The sequence below is a fragment of the Pseudomonas sp. ADAK13 genome (assembly GCF_012935715.1).
Classification (GTDB): Bacteria; Pseudomonadota; Gammaproteobacteria; order Pseudomonadales; family Pseudomonadaceae; genus Aquipseudomonas.
Map to the genome: position 1 here is coordinate 2,248,075 of NZ_CP052860.1, position 14,993 is coordinate 2,263,067.

Annotated in this window: 13 protein-coding genes; 9 read left to right on the plus strand and 4 right to left on the minus strand. The window is 57.1% G+C overall.

Going from position 1 to position 14,993, the window contains the following annotated elements; translation table 11 throughout:
* Positions 1-32 precede the first annotated feature (32 nt).
* The gene (gene dnaA / locus HKK54_RS10500; protein ID WP_032868695.1) at positions 33-1,553 is read right to left on the minus strand and encodes a chromosomal replication initiator protein DnaA; all 1,521 of its coding nucleotides are present in this window, start codon (positions 1,551-1,553) and stop codon (positions 33-35) included.
* A 585-nt stretch (positions 1,554-2,138) separates the two neighbouring features.
* Between dnaA and rpmH the strand changes: the two genes are divergently transcribed.
* From rpmH to mnmE, 5 genes are all read left to right on the plus strand, one after another.
* A complete protein-coding gene (rpmH, locus tag HKK54_RS10505; protein WP_003213577.1) occupies positions 2,139-2,273 on the plus strand; it encodes a 50S ribosomal protein L34 in 135 nt (44 codons plus the stop codon).
* Between the two features lie 16 nt (positions 2,274-2,289).
* Entirely contained in the window at positions 2,290-2,694 is a 405-nt protein-coding gene (gene rnpA / locus HKK54_RS10510; protein WP_010168490.1) for a ribonuclease P protein component, read from the plus strand.
* Entirely contained in the window at positions 2,687-2,932 is a 246-nt protein-coding gene (gene yidD, locus HKK54_RS10515) for a membrane protein insertion efficiency factor YidD (protein WP_003213574.1), read from the plus strand. The genes rnpA and yidD overlap by 8 nt, the downstream gene beginning before the upstream one ends.
* A 2-nt stretch (positions 2,933-2,934) precedes the next feature.
* Entirely contained in the window at positions 2,935-4,617 is a 1,683-nt protein-coding gene (gene yidC, locus HKK54_RS10520; protein WP_010168487.1) for a membrane protein insertase YidC, read from the plus strand.
* 80 nt (positions 4,618-4,697) lie between these two features.
* A complete protein-coding gene (mnmE, locus tag HKK54_RS10525) occupies positions 4,698-6,068 on the plus strand; it encodes a tRNA uridine-5-carboxymethylaminomethyl(34) synthesis GTPase MnmE (RefSeq protein ID WP_169386748.1) in 1,371 nt (456 codons plus the stop codon).
* A gap of 23 nt (positions 6,069-6,091) precedes the next feature.
* On the opposite strand, the gene HKK54_RS10530 is transcribed toward mnmE, so the two are convergent.
* From HKK54_RS10530 to HKK54_RS10540, 3 genes are all read right to left on the minus strand, one after another.
* On the minus strand, positions 6,092-8,533 hold the full coding sequence (locus tag HKK54_RS10530) for a TonB-dependent siderophore receptor (protein ID WP_169386749.1): 2,442 nt from the start codon (positions 8,531-8,533) through the stop codon (positions 6,092-6,094).
* Positions 8,534-8,626: 93 nt separating this feature from the next.
* Positions 8,627-9,571, minus strand: a complete 945-nt coding sequence (locus tag HKK54_RS10535; RefSeq protein WP_169386750.1) for a FecR domain-containing protein — start codon at positions 9,569-9,571, stop codon at positions 8,627-8,629.
* Positions 9,571-10,077 (minus strand): sigma-70 family RNA polymerase sigma factor, encoded by a 507-nt coding sequence (locus HKK54_RS10540; protein WP_169386751.1) that lies wholly within the window; start codon positions 10,075-10,077, stop codon positions 9,571-9,573. Before HKK54_RS10540 ends, HKK54_RS10535 begins: the two co-directional genes overlap by 1 nt.
* A 586-nt stretch (positions 10,078-10,663) precedes the next feature.
* Here HKK54_RS10540 and mnmG point away from each other — a divergent pair.
* Genes mnmG through HKK54_RS10560 form a run of 4 tightly spaced genes read left to right on the plus strand, consistent with a single transcriptional unit; the run spans position 10,664 to position 14,895 of the window.
* Positions 10,664-12,556, plus strand: a complete 1,893-nt coding sequence (gene mnmG, locus HKK54_RS10545) for a tRNA uridine-5-carboxymethylaminomethyl(34) synthesis enzyme MnmG (RefSeq protein WP_169386752.1) — start codon at positions 10,664-10,666, stop codon at positions 12,554-12,556.
* The gene (rsmG, locus tag HKK54_RS10550; protein ID WP_093203411.1) at positions 12,553-13,197 is read left to right on the plus strand and encodes a 16S rRNA (guanine(527)-N(7))-methyltransferase RsmG; all 645 of its coding nucleotides are present in this window, start codon (positions 12,553-12,555) and stop codon (positions 13,195-13,197) included. Before mnmG ends, rsmG begins: the two co-directional genes overlap by 4 nt.
* Positions 13,198-13,215: 18 nt before the next feature.
* Positions 13,216-14,013, plus strand: a complete 798-nt coding sequence (locus tag HKK54_RS10555; RefSeq protein WP_003213559.1) for a ParA family protein — start codon at positions 13,216-13,218, stop codon at positions 14,011-14,013.
* A gap of 9 nt (positions 14,014-14,022) precedes the next feature.
* On the plus strand, positions 14,023-14,895 hold the full coding sequence (locus HKK54_RS10560) for a ParB/RepB/Spo0J family partition protein (protein WP_063033750.1): 873 nt from the start codon (positions 14,023-14,025) through the stop codon (positions 14,893-14,895).
* The last annotated feature ends 98 nt before the right edge of the window (positions 14,896-14,993 follow it).

Sequence of the window (14,993 nt, forward strand, 5' to 3'; positions counted from 1 at the left end):
TCCCTTGCCTTAATAAGCTGCGCTGGTGTTCATCAAGTAGTCAGTGTACGCAGCAGGTTCTTGTAGTCCTCGCGAATATCCGCGTCGGATTCCTTAAGTTCGTTGATCTTGCGGCACGCGTGCAAGACCGTGGTGTGGTCGCGACCGCCAAACACATCACCAATTTCCGGCAGGCTATGGTTGGTCAGCTCTTTGGAGAGCGCCATCGCCACCTGACGAGGCCGTGCTACCGAACGCGAACGGCGCTTGGACAGCAGGTCGGAAATCTTGATCTTGTAGTACTCGGCCACGGTGCGCTGGATGTTATCCACACTCACCAGCTTGTCTTGCAACGCCAGCAGGTCTTTCAGGGATTCGCGAATCAGCTCGATGGTGATGTCACGGCCCATGAAGTGCGAGTGAGCGATGACCCGCTTGAGCGCGCCTTCCAGCTCACGCACGTTGGAACGAATGCGCTGTGCGATAAAGAATGCCGCGTCGTGAGGCAAATCGACTTTAGCCTGGTCAGCCTTTTTCATCAGGATCGCGACGCGGGTTTCCAGTTCCGGCGGCTCGACCGCTACGGTCAGGCCCCAGCCGAAGCGCGACTTCAGACGCTCTTCCAGGCCTTCGATTTCCTTCGGGTAACGGTCACTGGTCAAGATGACCTGTTGACCACCTTCGAGCAACGCGTTGAACGTGTGGAAAAACTCTTCCTGGGAACGTTCCTTGCGGGCGAAGAATTGAATGTCATCGATCAGCAAGGCATCAACAGAACGGTAGAACCGTTTGAACTCGTTGATCGCGTTGAGCTGCAGTGCCTTGACCATGTCGGCCACGAAGCGCTCCGAATGCAGGTACACGACCTTGGCATTCGGGTTCTTCTTTAATAGGTGGTTACCCACAGCGTGCATCAAGTGAGTTTTACCCAAGCCAACGCCGCCATAAAGGAAGAGCGGGTTGTAACCGTGCTTGGGGTTGTCGGCGACCTGCCAGGCAGCCGCGCGGGCCAGCTGGTTGGATTTACCTTCGACAAAGTTCTCAAAGGTGAACGTACGGTTCAGGTAACTGGTGTGCTTGAGCGCGCCCTCTACCTGGACGGTGCGCTGTTCAGCACGAACCGGGGCCTGTTGGGAGCTGGCGCCGGCCATTGGGTCAAAGCTGTCGCGGGACGGCTCTTCATTTATAGGCGCGTTTTTCTGCGACGAGGATTTCGAAGGCGTTTGGGCAACCGGTGCTGGCGAGTTATTAACAGGCGCCGCCGCGGCCTGAGCCTGCGAAGCACTCGCTGCCAACGGCGCATTCGGCGCAGCACGGGGTGCCGAGCTGCGTTTGCTGCCTATTAATAAGGAGAGCACCGGAGCAAGCCCGTTGCCGTGTTCGTCGAGCAATTCGAGAACGCGGCTCAGGTATTTCTCGTTGACCCAGTCGAGAACAAAACGATTGGGTGCGTAGACACGCAACTCGTCGCCTTCGGCTTCGACCTGTAGCGGACGGATCCAGGTGTTGAATTGCTGGGCAGGCAGCTCATCGCGCAAAAGCTCCACGCACTGCTGCCAAAGTTCCACTGACACGGATATCCCCTAAGTTGAAAGCCGGTGAGGCAAAAACAGCCGCCATTGTAGCGGCCAGCCGTCCACTTATCCACATGTAGGTTGCTCACAGGGCGCCAAGAATCAATGCCTTAACTGTAAAAAAGGCGACAAATGGTCTGTGCATAAGCTCTGTGGATAAGCGACCCTAAGCCCGTTGTACAAGTGGGGTCGAAAGTCTGTGGGTAACTGGCCTGTGGATAAGTAGCCATTCCACACACAGCTTATCCGATAGCGCAGCACAGGCAGAGCACCGTTTCTCCCCCGTGTTGTCATTCTCTGTACATCAGGTGGAATATGGCCTCAAGGCAGTTATCCACAGAAGATCGCCTGCCTAGCTTTTATAAGCTTTACAGAAAAGCTTTAAATAACTTCCTTCTTTATTTTTATATCTATGGCATTGCTCGTGAAAGCCGAACCGCCCGGATTCGGTCCAGAGGCCTCCAGATATCTAATTAAAGGAAAAGCTGGTTGGAAATTGACCTAGAGGCTTGCTTTCTCTAGAATCGCCGGTCTCTTAAAACGGGGGCCATTCCGGCCCGTTGTGGACGAACCAGGTAACACGCCATGAAACGTACTTTCCAACCAAGCACCATCAAACGCGCCCGTACTCACGGCTTCCGTGCTCGCATGGCCACCAAGAACGGCCGTGCTGTCCTGTCGCGTCGCCGCGCCAAAGGTCGTGCGCGTCTGGCAGTTTGATAATCCGGTACTGGTGGTGAGTCAGGACTTCAGTCGGGAAAAGCGTCTGCTAACCCCCCGGCATTTCAAGGCAGTCTTTGACTCCCCCACCGGCAAGGTTCCGGGGAAAAATCTCCTGCTCCTTGCGCGTAACAACGATCTGGATCACCCCCGTCTCGGGTTGGTGATCGGCAAGAAGAGCGTAAAGCTCTCCGTTGAGCGCAATCGCCTCAAGCGTCTGATGCGCGAATCGTTTCGCCTCCACCAGGAGACTCTGGTTGGTTGGGATATTGTTATCGTCGCGCGCAAAGGCTTGGGGGACGTAGAAAACCCCGAATTGATTCAGCATTTCGGCAAGCTCTGGAAACGTTTGGCTCGTACCAACAAGCCAGCACCAGCTGTCAGCACCGAAACTGTAGGGGTAGACAGTACTGATGCGTAAACTGGCGCTCGTTCCGATCCAGTTTTACCGCTATGCCATTAGTCCCCTGATGGCAAATCACTGTCGTTTCTACCCCAGTTGTTCCTGCTACGCGTTGGAAGCCATAGAAAATCATGGCCTTCTGCGCGGTGGCTGGCTGACCTTTCGTCGTTTAGGTCGCTGTCATCCGTGGAATCCCGGTGGTTATGACCCGGTTCCACCTATCCCTACCTCCCGTTCTTCTTCGATGGCCGAGTAATCATGGATATTAAACGCACGATCCTGATCGTCGCCCTGGCAATCGTGTCCTACTCTATGGTTCTTAAGTGGAACCAGGATTATGGCCAAGCTGCCCTGCCGACTCAGAATGTTGCTACCAATCAGTCGGCGCCGGCTATTCCGGATACGCCACTGGGTAACAATGCTGCCGCCAGTGCCGATGTACCCAGCGCGAATGCCGATACCAGCACCCCGGTAGAAACCCCGGTCGTCACCAATAAAGACCTCATCCATGTAAAAACGGATGTACTGGACCTGGCTATCGATCCACAAGGTGGTGATATCGCCCAGCTGAAGCTGCCGCTGTATCCACGTCGCCAAGACCATCCGGATGTTCCGTTCCAGCTGTTCGATAACGGCGGCGAACGTGTATATCTGGCGCAAAGTGGCCTGACCGGTACTGACGGTCCGGATGCTCGTGCTACCGGTCGTCCGGTTTATTCGACCGAACAGAAGACTTATCAACTGGCTGATGGCCAGAATCAGTTGAACGTCGACCTGAAATTCAGTCACGACGGCGTCAACTACATCAAGCGTTTCAGCTTCACCCGCGGTTTGTACGATCTGAAAGTCACCTACCTGATCGACAACGAAAGCGCGAAGCCGTGGACTGGCAACCTGTTTGCCCAGCTCAAGCGTGACAACAGCGCCGATCCTTCTTCCAGCACCGCCACCGGCACCGCGACTTACCTGGGCGCCGCCCTGTGGACAAGTAACGAGCCGTACAAAAAAGTGTCGATGAAAGATATCGACAAAGGCGCGCTGAAAGAAACCGTTCAAGGTGGCTGGGTTGCCTGGTTGCAACACTACTTCGTGACCGCATGGATCCCGAACAAAGGTGATGCCAACCTCGTTCAAACCCGCAAAGACAGCCAAGGCAACTACATCATTGGCTTTACTGGCCCGACGTTGACCGTCGCTCCGGGTGCCAAGGCTGAAGCCAGCGCTACGTTGTATGCCGGTCCGAAGAGCCAGGCCGTCCTCAAAGAGTTATCCCCAGGTCTGGAACTGACTGTGGATTACGGCATTTTGTGGTTCATTGCCCAGCCAATCTTCTGGCTGCTGCAACATATCCACAGCATTGTGGGTAACTGGGGCTTCTCGATCATCCTGCTGACCATGCTGATCAAGGGGATCTTCTTCCCACTGTCGGCCGCCAGCTACAAGTCGATGGCTCGCATGCGTGCCGTGGCCCCGAAACTGGCCGCGCTGAAAGAACAACATGGCGATGACCGGCAGAAAATGTCGCAGGCCATGATGGAGCTGTACAAGAAAGAGAAGATCAACCCGCTGGGTGGATGCTTGCCGATTCTGGTGCAGATGCCGGTGTTCCTGTCGCTGTACTGGGTGCTCCTGGAAAGCGTGGAAATGCGCCAGGCACCGTTCATGCTGTGGATAACTGACCTGTCGATCAAAGACCCGTTCTTTATCCTGCCGATCATCATGGGCGCGACCATGTTCATCCAGCAGCGTCTGAACCCGACGCCTCCGGACCCGATGCAGGCCAAGGTCATGAAAATGATGCCAATCATCTTCACCTTCTTCTTCCTGTGGTTCCCGGCTGGTCTGGTGCTGTACTGGGTGGTCAACAACTGCCTGTCGATCTCCCAACAGTGGTACATCACACGTAAAATCGAAGCGGCTACCAAAAAAGCCGAGGCGTAATTTACTCTGTGGATAACACCACTCAAGACGCCCCCTAGTGGGGCGTTTTGCTTTCCGTCACTTTTATCCGGGTACCCGCCATGAGCGCTCCTCGTGAAACCATCGCCGCTGTCGCCACCGCTCAAGGTCGTGGTGGTGTCGGTATCGTTCGTATTTCCGGGCCGCTCGCCGGCGTGGCAGCCCAGGCCGTCATTGGGCGGGAGCTGAAGCCTCGGTATGCGCATTACGGGCCTTTTCTGGGGGCCGATGAAGAAGTGCTCGATGAAGGTATTGCCCTTTATTTCCCGGGCCCGAACTCATTTACCGGCGAGGACGTCCTGGAACTCCAGGGCCACGGTGGCCCGATCGTTCTGGATATGCTGCTGCAGCGTTGCCTGCAATTGGGTTGCCGCCTGGCACGCCCGGGCGAATTCAGTGAACGTGCGTTTCTCAACGACAAACTCGACCTGGCCCAGGCCGAGGCGATTGCCGACCTGATCGAAGCCAGTTCTGCACAAGCGGCGCGCAATGCCTTGCGTTCGCTGCAGGGCGCTTTTTCCCTGCGTGTGCATAACCTCACCGAGCAGTTGATCAGCTTGCGCATCTACGTTGAGGCCGCGATCGATTTCCCGGAGGAAGAAATCGACTTCCTTGCCGATGGCCATGTCCTGGCGATGCTGGACAGAGTTCGTGACGAGTTATCCACAGTACTGCGTGAGGCTGGGCAAGGTGCCTTGCTGCGTGACGGTATGACCGTGGTGATTGCCGGCCGTCCAAACGCAGGCAAGTCGAGCCTTCTCAACGCCCTGGCCGGGCGAGAAGCAGCCATCGTCACTGAGATCGCCGGGACTACGCGGGATATCTTGCGCGAACATATCCACATTGATGGCATGCCACTGCACGTGGTGGACACCGCCGGGCTGCGTGACACCGATGACCAGGTGGAAAAGATCGGTGTGGAACGCGCTTTGAAGGCGATCACAGAGGCCGATCGTGTGCTGCTGGTAGTGGATGCCACCGCGCCAGAGGCAGCAGATCCGTTTGCGCTGTGGCCGGAATTTCTCGAACAACGGCCAGACCCGGCCAAGGTCACGCTGATTCGAAACAAGGCCGACCTGACGGGCGAGGCGATCGCCCTGGAAGTCAGTGAGGACGGCCACGTGACGATCAGCTTAAGTGCCAAGTCTGCGGGAGAGGGGCTGGAACTGCTGCGCGATCATCTGAAAGCGTGCATGGGCTACGAGCAGACCTCGGAAAGCAGCTTCAGCGCTCGTCGCAGGCACCTGGAGGCGCTACGGCATGCCAGCGCCGCCCTCGAGCATGGCCGCGCGCAGCTGACGCTGGCAGGAGCCGGTGAGCTGCTGGCTGAAGATTTACGTCAAGCGCAGCAGCTGTTGGGTGAGATCACCGGCGCATTCAGCTCCGATGATTTGTTGGGGCGGATTTTTTCAAGCTTCTGTATCGGGAAATAGACGGGTTATCCACAGCTGACACGTCACCAGTTGTACGAAACTGTTCCGAGTAGCGTCCGGCTTTCACCCCAATAGCAGCGGCCCGCATCGTTGCAGCCGGACACATACTCCTTGTCGAACAGGTTCTTCGCGTTCACGTCCACCGACCAGTGCTTGTCAATCTGGTAACCGATGGCGGCATCCACCAAGGTTACGCTTCCAGCATCCAGCTTCCCGTAAAGGGAAGGCGCGGTGTAAGCGAAAGTGCTGTCGAAGTAGCGGATGCCGCCGCCCACGGACAAGCCCTTAAGTTGGCCATCAAGAAAGCGGTACTTGCCCCAGACCGAAGCCTGATTACGTGGGACACCGGTCATTTGGTGACCCTCCACGAGCGACGTTGCCGAATCCTTGGTAATTCGAGCATCGGTGTAGGTGTAGGCCGCAGTCACGTTCAAATTAGGTGTGAGGTTGCTGTTGACCTCAACTTCCACGCCCTTGGCCCGACTTTCGCCAACCTGGCGGTAGGTATTGGTAGTGGCGTCGAGGTACGTGTCGTCCTGCTTGCGCAGGTCATATACCGACAACGTCATCGCGGTGTCCCAGCCGATCGGCTCGTACTTGAGGCCTACTTCGTATTGACTGCTGGTGATCGGGTCCAGCGGTGTGCCGGCATTGGAGATCTGCTGTACAGGGACGAACGCAGTCGAGTAGCTGACATACGGCGTCAGGCCGTTGTCGAACTGGTACATGATCCCGCCCTGATAGGTGAATTTGCGGTCTTCAGAGCTGATATTGCCGGCCTTGGCCACCTTGTCGCGAAAATCACTGTCGACCCAGTCCTGGCGCCCGCCGAGCAAGAATAACCAGTGGTCATACTTGCTCTGGACCTGTGCATAAACGCCTTTCATCTGCTGTTCGAGCAACGTGTTTTGCACCGCGAGAGGCGTCAATGGGTCCTTCAGGTACACCGGGTTATACACATTGATCGTGCCTGCAAATCCGGCATTCCAATCCTGGCTGAACGAGGTACGGTCATAGCTGGCACCAAACAGCACGGTATTTTCCAGGCCACCCACCTGGAATTTGCCTTCCAACTGGTTATCCAGCGAGTAGACCATCGATTTGTTGTAGCGGTCGTAGGCATTCATGTTCAGCTGGGTGCCGAACCCCGCATTATTCAGGTTGCCTGGCCAGGTTTCATGGCGGGCGATTCGCGACTGCATGTAGCGCGAGTTCTGCCGAAACTGCCAGTCATCGTTGAAGCTGTGGCTGAATTCGTAGCCGGTGCTCCAGGTTTCCCGTTCGAAGGTGTTCCAGTCCGGGTCACCGAGCATGGTGTGCTTGGAGAGCTTCCCGTTGGGGTTGGTCAGTAACGTACCGGCGGCAGGTAGGCCAAGTTCAAGATTAGTGTGGTCTTTCTGGTAGTTGGCCAGCAGCGTCAGGGTGTTGTAGTCGTCGAAATTGAGGGTCAGGGATGGTGCGATATACAGGCGGTCATCGGGAACGTGATCGGTCTGGGTGTCGGACTTCCTGCCGAGCATCACCACGCGTCCAAGAATATTGTCGTTGTCGTTCAACGGACCGGAGATATCCACACCCACCTGGCGGCGATTATTCGAACCGTAGGTCAGCTGAACTTCGCCTTGTGGCGTAGCTGTCGGGTGTTTACTCACCAGGTTGACCAGACCACCGGGTGCATTTTCGCCGTAGAGCAGGGAAGAAGGGCCACGGAATATTTCTACCCGTTCCAGCCCATAAGGTTCGCTGGTGGTGTCATACCGGTTGCCTTGTACTCGCAAGCCATCGCGCAGCAGGCCGTAGCCATAATCCGTGGCGTTGAAGCCGCGAATGAAGAACAGGTCACCGGCCAGGCCGTCGCCCGCAGCAAAGGGAGGGGCAAAGATTCCCGGCACATAGCCCAGCACTTCGGTGAGCGTCTGGGATTTTTGATCCTTGATGCGCTGGCCGGTCACCACTGACACCGAGCGCGGAGTTTCCGACAACGGTGTGCTGGTCTTGGTACCGATTCGGCTGTTTTGCGCCTTGTAACCTACGTCCCCGGCAATCTCCTGATTGAAACCGGCCTGTTGATAAGTGCTGACAGTAGTCGGGGCCAACATGAGTTGTTCCCCGCTCGTGGCCGGCTGCAGCGCATAGCTGCCGGGGCCTTGAGCCGCCGCCTGCAATCCCGAGTTCTGCAGCAATAACGCAAACCCTTGTTCCACCGAGTAGTCACCTTCCAGCCCAGGACTTTGCAAGCGCGCCGTCTGCTGCGGCGAGAATGACAAAATCACATTGGCCTTCGCCGCGAACTGGCTCAAGGCATTGTCGAGTGGCCCGGGGGCGATCACATAATGTTGCACCGAGCTTGCAGCAATCGCCTGGGTGCATGACAAGGTGCTGGCAGTCGCTGCCGTGGTCAGCAGCAAGCCATACGTGATGCCGTGATAGGAGAGACGCTGGCGAAATTTTGTAGGAAGGCGCATGTGTGAGTAAGCCCTGAAGGTAGCATCGTGATTACCTGTAGGGCCGCGCCAGGTAAAAAAAAGATAACCCCTGCTGAGAGTATTTTTTCGGTATTAACCTGTAAGCGTAACGGCGACCCAGTAGCGGGTGAAATACTTCACCTGGATCGGCAACGTGACCTGCAGGTTGGCCAGTACGGCGTCGGTGGAATCGAGGCGGAAGGTGCCGGACACCCGCAGCCGGGCTGATGCGGCGTCGCACTGCATGACGCCCGGCCGATAGCGCGCGAGTTCGTCGATGACATCCCCCAGTCGCGCGTCCAGAACGATCAGTTGCCCGTCAACCCATGCGGCTTGGTTCCTGCGATAGATACGGCTGGGGCCTACGTCTAGCGTGCCGAAATCGGCAGTCTCACCGGGGCCGAGCAGTCGGCCATGACCCGGTTGGTCGACGGGTTGCACGCTGACCCGGTCATCCAACACGCCAACCCGGGTTGACCCCTGCAATTGGCGAACAGTGAACCGCGTGCCTAAAGCTTGAATACGGCCTTCACGGGTTTCGACATAAAACGGTGTTTGCCGCCCCGACTTGCCGGTGTGGATAAGTACTTCCCCCTCACGCAAACGGACCAGTCGCTGCTGCCCATCGAAAAGTACGTCGATAGCGGTATGGGTATTGAGGTCAATTTGAGTACCGTCGGCCAACTCGATTCGCCGTCGTTCGCCGACCTTGGTTCGATAGTCAGCCCAAAGATTGCCCAGGGACGTGTGTTGTTGAACGTTCCACCCCAAGTACCCGGCGGCGCCGAGCATCAACATCAGCTTGAGCACTTGGCGCCGCTGTTGACTGGTCGAGAGCGCGCGACGGGTGAAATCCTTGGGTAGCGCACCGAGGCCACGTTGCAACTGTTCCATCTGGTTCCAGGCCGCCTGATGGGAAGGATCGCCGTTGAGCCATTGCTGCCAGGCACTGTGTTCCGCAGGTGTCGGTGGTTGCGATTGAAATTGCACATACCAACTGGCGGCGGCTTCGAACGTCTTGCGATCCGGGGCGGCCATTACGCGCCCGCCATGATCAGGGCGCATTCTGTCAGGGCGCGGACCATATGTTTCTTGACGGTGGTCAGCGAGACCCGCATCTGATCGGCGATCTGTTGATAAGTCAGGCCTTCGACCTGGGACAGCATGAAAATTCGCCGAGCCCGCTCACCCAGCCCATGCAAGGCTTTATCCACAGCCACGAGGGTTTCAATGATGATCGCCTTGTCTTCTTCACTGATTGCGGTTGCTTCTGGCCGGTCTGCGAGGGTTTGCAGATAGGCTTGTTCAATGGCGCGGCGGCGATAGCGGTCAATCACCAGTCCCCTGGCGACAGTGGCCAGGTAATCCCTGGGCTCAAGGATCTGCGCCGCATTGCGGCCACCCAGGATCCGCACGAACGTATCGTGTGCCACATCGGCTGCATCGCAGGCGTTATGCAACTTTCCCTTGAGCCAGCTGTGCAACCACGAATGGTGCTGCTCATAGATGTGCTGGACTGCGATGGTATGTGGGGGAAGGGCCATGAGAGGTGACGAGGCAGGTTAATGATAATAACTATTATTAACTGCCGTGACGCTTTCTCACAATAGGCCTGCCATCAACCCGTTTCACAAATGCAAACGAAGCGTTTCCTGCCTATCCGAAGATTCCTGGAGGCCGCCGTGTGCCTGAAACTTATCGTAATCCGTATTTTCTGTGGATTAAGCCCTGTGAATAACCGCCCCTGTGCCCAGTTGATAACAGGGCCTAAAACCTGAGTAAAAACCCATCTGTGGATAACCACCTGTTTAATCCACAGGCTTAGACCACTTATCCAAGGGCCTCCTTGGCACCTAACCACAGACTTTTGAATCTCTGTACATTACGTAAATAAAGGCCTGTAGGGATCTATCCACAGAAACAGGCCTCAGTAGAAATAAACATAAAAACAAAGATTTAATAAATTTCTCTCTTTTAATTTCTATTGTCCGTGATTCATCCACAGCTGGTTAAATTTTGTGCAAAGGGTTCTTTAGGAAGGGCGAAGTCCCTATACTTGCCGACTCGTTCGAAAACCTGATCTCGAACGCTCATTCCTAATTACCTACAGAAGCAGGCACGAGGTGCGTGGTGGATTTCCCTTCCCGTTTTGAAGTGATCGTCATCGGCGGCGGTCATGCCGGTACCGAGGCAGCACTGGCGTCAGCACGCATGGGGGCAAAAACCCTGTTGCTGACGCATAACGTGGAAACCCTCGGCGCCATGAGCTGCAACCCCGCAATTGGCGGGATTGGCAAAAGCCACCTGGTCAAGGAAATCGATGCCCTGGGCGGCGCGATGGCCATGGCTACCGACAAAGGTGGTATTCAATTTCGCGTATTGAACAGCCGCAAAGGCCCGGCCGTACGAGCCACTCGTGCTCAAGCCGACCGGATCCTGTACAAGGCCGCTGTCCGCGAAACCCTGGAAAACCAGCCGAACCTGTGGATATTTCAGCAGGCAGCCGATGACCTGATCGTTGAGCAGGACCAGGTACGCGGTGTTGTCACGCAAATGGGCCTGCGTTTCTTCGCAGAATCCGTGGTGTTGACCACCGGTACGTTCCTCGGCGGACTTATCCACATCGGTATGCAGAACTATTCCGGTGGTCGCGCCGGTGATCCGCCGTCAATCGCCCTGGCTCAGCGCCTTCGCGAACTGCCGCTGCGTGTCGGTCGTTTGAAAACCGGTACGCCGCCGCGTATCGATGGCCGTTCGGTGGATTTTTCGGTAATGACCGAGCAAGCCGGCGATACACCGATCCCGGTCATGTCGTTCATGGGCTCCAAGGAACAGCATCCGAAGCAGGTCAGTTGCTGGATTACCCACACCAATGCCCGTACCCACGAAATCATTGCCGCGAACCTCGACCGTTCGCCGATGTATTCCGGGGTGATCGAAGGTATTGGCCCACGCTACTGCCCGTCGATCGAAGACAAGATCCACCGCTTTGCCGACAAGGAAAGCCACCAGGTGTTTATCGAGCCGGAAGGTTTGACCACCCACGAGCTGTACCCGAACGGGATTTCCACTTCCCTGCCGTTCGACGTGCAAATCCAGATCGTGCAGTCGATTCGCGGTATGGAAAACGCTCATATCGTTCGACCTGGCTACGCCATCGAGTACGACTACTTCGACCCACGTGACTTGAAATACAGCCTGGAAACCAAGGTGATCGGCGGTTTGTTCTTTGCTGGCCAAATCAACGGGACCACCGGTTACGAAGAAGCCGGCGCCCAGGGTTTGCTGGCCGGAGCCAACGCCGCACTGCGCGCACAGGGCAAAGACAGCTGGTGCCCGCGTCGCGATGAGGCGTACATCGGTGTGTTGGTCGACGACCTGATCACCCTCGGAACCCAGGAACCGTACCGGATGTTTACGTCCCGGGCCGAATATCGCCTGATCCTTCGGGAAGACAACGCCGACCTGCGCCTGACCGAGAAAGGTCGCGAGCTGGGCTTGGTCGACGACGTGCGCTGGGCTGCCTTCTGCAAAAAACGCGAAAGCATCGAACTGGAAGAGCAACGCCTGAAAAGTACCTGGGTTCGTCCGGGCACCGAGCAAGGCGATGCGATTGCCGAAAAATTCGGCACGCCGCTGACCCACGAGTACAACTTGCTGAACCTGCTGTCCCGTCCGGAAATCGACTACGCTGGTCTGATCTCGGTTACCGGCGGTGGTGCAGAAGATCCACAGGTCGCCGAGCAGGTCGAAATCAAGACCAAATACGCCGGTTACATTGACCGTCAGCAGGATGAGATCGCTCGTCTGCGGGCCAGCGAAGACACCAGGCTGCCTGTGGATATCGATTACACAAATATTTCCGGTCTGTCGAAAGAGATTCAAGGCAAGCTGGGGATAACTCGACCTGAGACCCTGGGCCAGGCGTCCCGTATCCCGGGTGTCACGCCGGCAGCCATTTCGCTGTTGATGATTCATTTGAAAAAACGCGGCGCGGGCCGTCAGTTGGAGCAAAGCGCTTGAGTTCGTTGGTCACCTCGCAACACGCCGAAGAGTTATCCACAGGTGCTCGCCAGCTTGGCGTCGACCTGACCGAAGCCCAGCACGAGTTGCTGCTGGGTTATCTGGCCCTGTTGATCAAATGGAACAAGGCTTACAACCTCACTGCGGTGCGTGATCCGGACGAAATGGTTTCTCGCCATCTGCTCGACAGCCTCAGCGTGATGCCGTTTATCGAAAACGGCCGTTGGCTCGACGTTGGCAGCGGGGGCGGCATGCCCGGCATCCCGTTGGCAATCCTGTTTCCCGAGTCGCAGGTGACGTGCCTGGACAGCAACGGCAAGAAAACCCGCTTCCTGACCCAGGTCAAACTCGAACTCAAGCTGGATAACCTGCAAGTTATCCACAGTCGCGTCGAAGCCTTCACGCCTGAACAGCCTTTCAACGGAATTGTTTCCCGGGCCTTCAGCAGCATGGAGAACTTCAGCAACTGGACCCGCCACCTTGGCGACCGCGATACCCGTTGGCTGGCAATGAAGGGCGTTCATCCAAGCGACGAGCTGTTAGCATTGCCGGCAGACTTCCACCTCGATAGCGAACACGCCTTGGCCGTACCCGGTTGCCAAGGCCAACGCCATCTGCTGATACTGCGCCGCACGGCATGATTGGGAACACAAGCAAGAATGGCTAAGGTATTCGCGATAGCGAACCAGAAAGGTGGCGTGGGCAAAACCACCACCTGCATCAACCTCGCAGCATCCCTGGTCGCTACCAAGCGTCGGGTGCTGTTGATCGATCTCGATCCACAGGGCAACGCCACCATGGGTAGCGGTGTGGATAAACACGGCCTGGAAAACTCGGTCTATGACTTGCTGATTGGCGAGTGCGACCTGGCCCAGGCCATGCATTTCTCCGAGCACGGCGGTTATCAACTGCTGCCGGCCAACCGCGATTTGACCGCGGCGGAAGTGGTGCTGCTGGAAATGCAGATGAAAGAAAGCCGTCTGCGCAGCGCGTTGGCGCCGATCCGCGAGAATTACGACTACATTTTGATCGACTGCCCGCCGTCGCTGTCGATGCTGACGTTGAACGCATTGGTCGCCGCCGACGGGGTGATTATCCCCATGCAGTGCGAGTACTTCGCGCTGGAAGGTCTGAGCGACCTTGTGGATAACATCAAGCGTATCGCCGAGTTGCTCAACCCGAACCTGCAAATCGAAGGCCTGCTGCGGACCATGTATGACCCGCGCCTGAGCCTGATGAACGATGTGTCGGCACAGCTCAAGGAACACTTCGGCGATCAGCTCTACGACACCGTGATTCCACGCAACATCCGCCTGGCCGAAGCGCCAAGCTATGGCATGCCCGCGCTGGCGTACGACAAGTCATCCCGCGGCGCCATTGCCTATCTGGCTCTGGCCGGCGAGATGGTTCGTCGTCAACGCCGCAATTCACGCACCGCTGCAGCCCAGCCAACTTAAGGAATCCCCATGGCCGTCAAGAAACGAGGTCTCGGACGTGGACTGGATGCACTGCTGAGTGGTCCGACTGTCACTTCGCTCGAAGAACAAGCGGTGCAGGCTGACGAGCGTGAGCTGCAGCACCTGCCGCTGGACCTGATCCAGCGCGGCAAATACCAGCCGCGCCGGGACATGGACCCCCAGGCGCTGGAAGAGTTGGCGAATTCGATCAAGGCCCAGGGTGTGATGCAGCCGATCGTGGTGCGCCCGATTGGTGCGGGCCGCTTTGAAATCATCGCCGGCGAACGCCGCTGGCGCGCGAGCCAACAGGCTGGCAAGGAAACCATCCCGGCGATGGTGCGCGATGTGCCGGATGAAACCGCCATCGCCATGGCGCTGATCGAGAACATCCAGCGCGAAGACCTCAATCCGATCGAGGAAGCGATCGCGCTGCAGCGTTTGCAGCAGGAATTCAAACTGACCCAGCAGGAAGTCGCGGATGCGGTGGGCAAGTCACGGGTTACCGTGTCCAACCTGCTGCGTCTGATCGCGCTGCCGGAAGTCATCAAAACCATGCTTTCCCATGGCGACCTGGAAATGGGTCATGCCCGTGCTTTGCTCGGTTTGCCGGAAAATCAACAGGTTGAGGGGGCGCGACACGTTGTCGCACGAGGCCTCACCGTTCGTCAGACCGAGGCCCTGGTTCGCCAGTGGCTCAGTGGCAAACCTGCACCGGTCGAAACCGCCAAACCTGATCCGGATATTGCACGACTGGAGCAGCGCCTGGCCGAACGCCTAGGCTCTGCGGTGCAAATTCGCCACGGCAAGAAAGGCAAAGGGCAATTGGTCATCGGATATAACTCATTGGATGAGCTTCAGGGCGTCCTTGCCCACATCCGCTGAAACAATTGCTTCTGTAGCGCGCAGTCGGAAATCACTACCCGGCAGTTGAATAGGGGCAGAACCGCCCCTATACTCTGCGCGCATTTTGTCGGCACAAA

Bases quoted from the DNA above. Each gene is read 5' to 3' on its own strand.
- mnmE (WP_169386748.1), top strand. From the start codon at position 4,698: ATGAGCGCTCCTCGTGAAACCATCGCCGCTGTCGCCACCGCTCAAGGT.
- HKK54_RS10530 (WP_169386749.1), bottom strand. From the start codon at position 8,533: ATGCGCCTTCCTACAAAATTTCGCCAGCGTCTCTCCTATCACGGCATC.
- HKK54_RS10560 (WP_063033750.1), top strand. From the start codon at position 14,023: ATGGCCGTCAAGAAACGAGGTCTCGGACGTGGACTGGATGCACTGCTG.
- rpmH (WP_003213577.1), top strand. From the start codon at position 2,139: ATGAAACGTACTTTCCAACCAAGCACCATCAAACGCGCCCGTACTCAC.
- HKK54_RS10540 (WP_169386751.1), bottom strand. From the start codon at position 10,077: ATGGCCCTTCCCCCACATACCATCGCAGTCCAGCACATCTATGAGCAG.
- HKK54_RS10555 (WP_003213559.1), top strand. From the start codon at position 13,216: ATGGCTAAGGTATTCGCGATAGCGAACCAGAAAGGTGGCGTGGGCAAA.
- HKK54_RS10535 (WP_169386750.1), bottom strand. From the start codon at position 9,571: ATGGCCGCCCCGGATCGCAAGACGTTCGAAGCCGCCGCCAGTTGGTAT.
- yidC (WP_010168487.1), top strand. From the start codon at position 2,935: ATGGATATTAAACGCACGATCCTGATCGTCGCCCTGGCAATCGTGTCC.
- yidD (WP_003213574.1), top strand. From the start codon at position 2,687: ATGCGTAAACTGGCGCTCGTTCCGATCCAGTTTTACCGCTATGCCATT.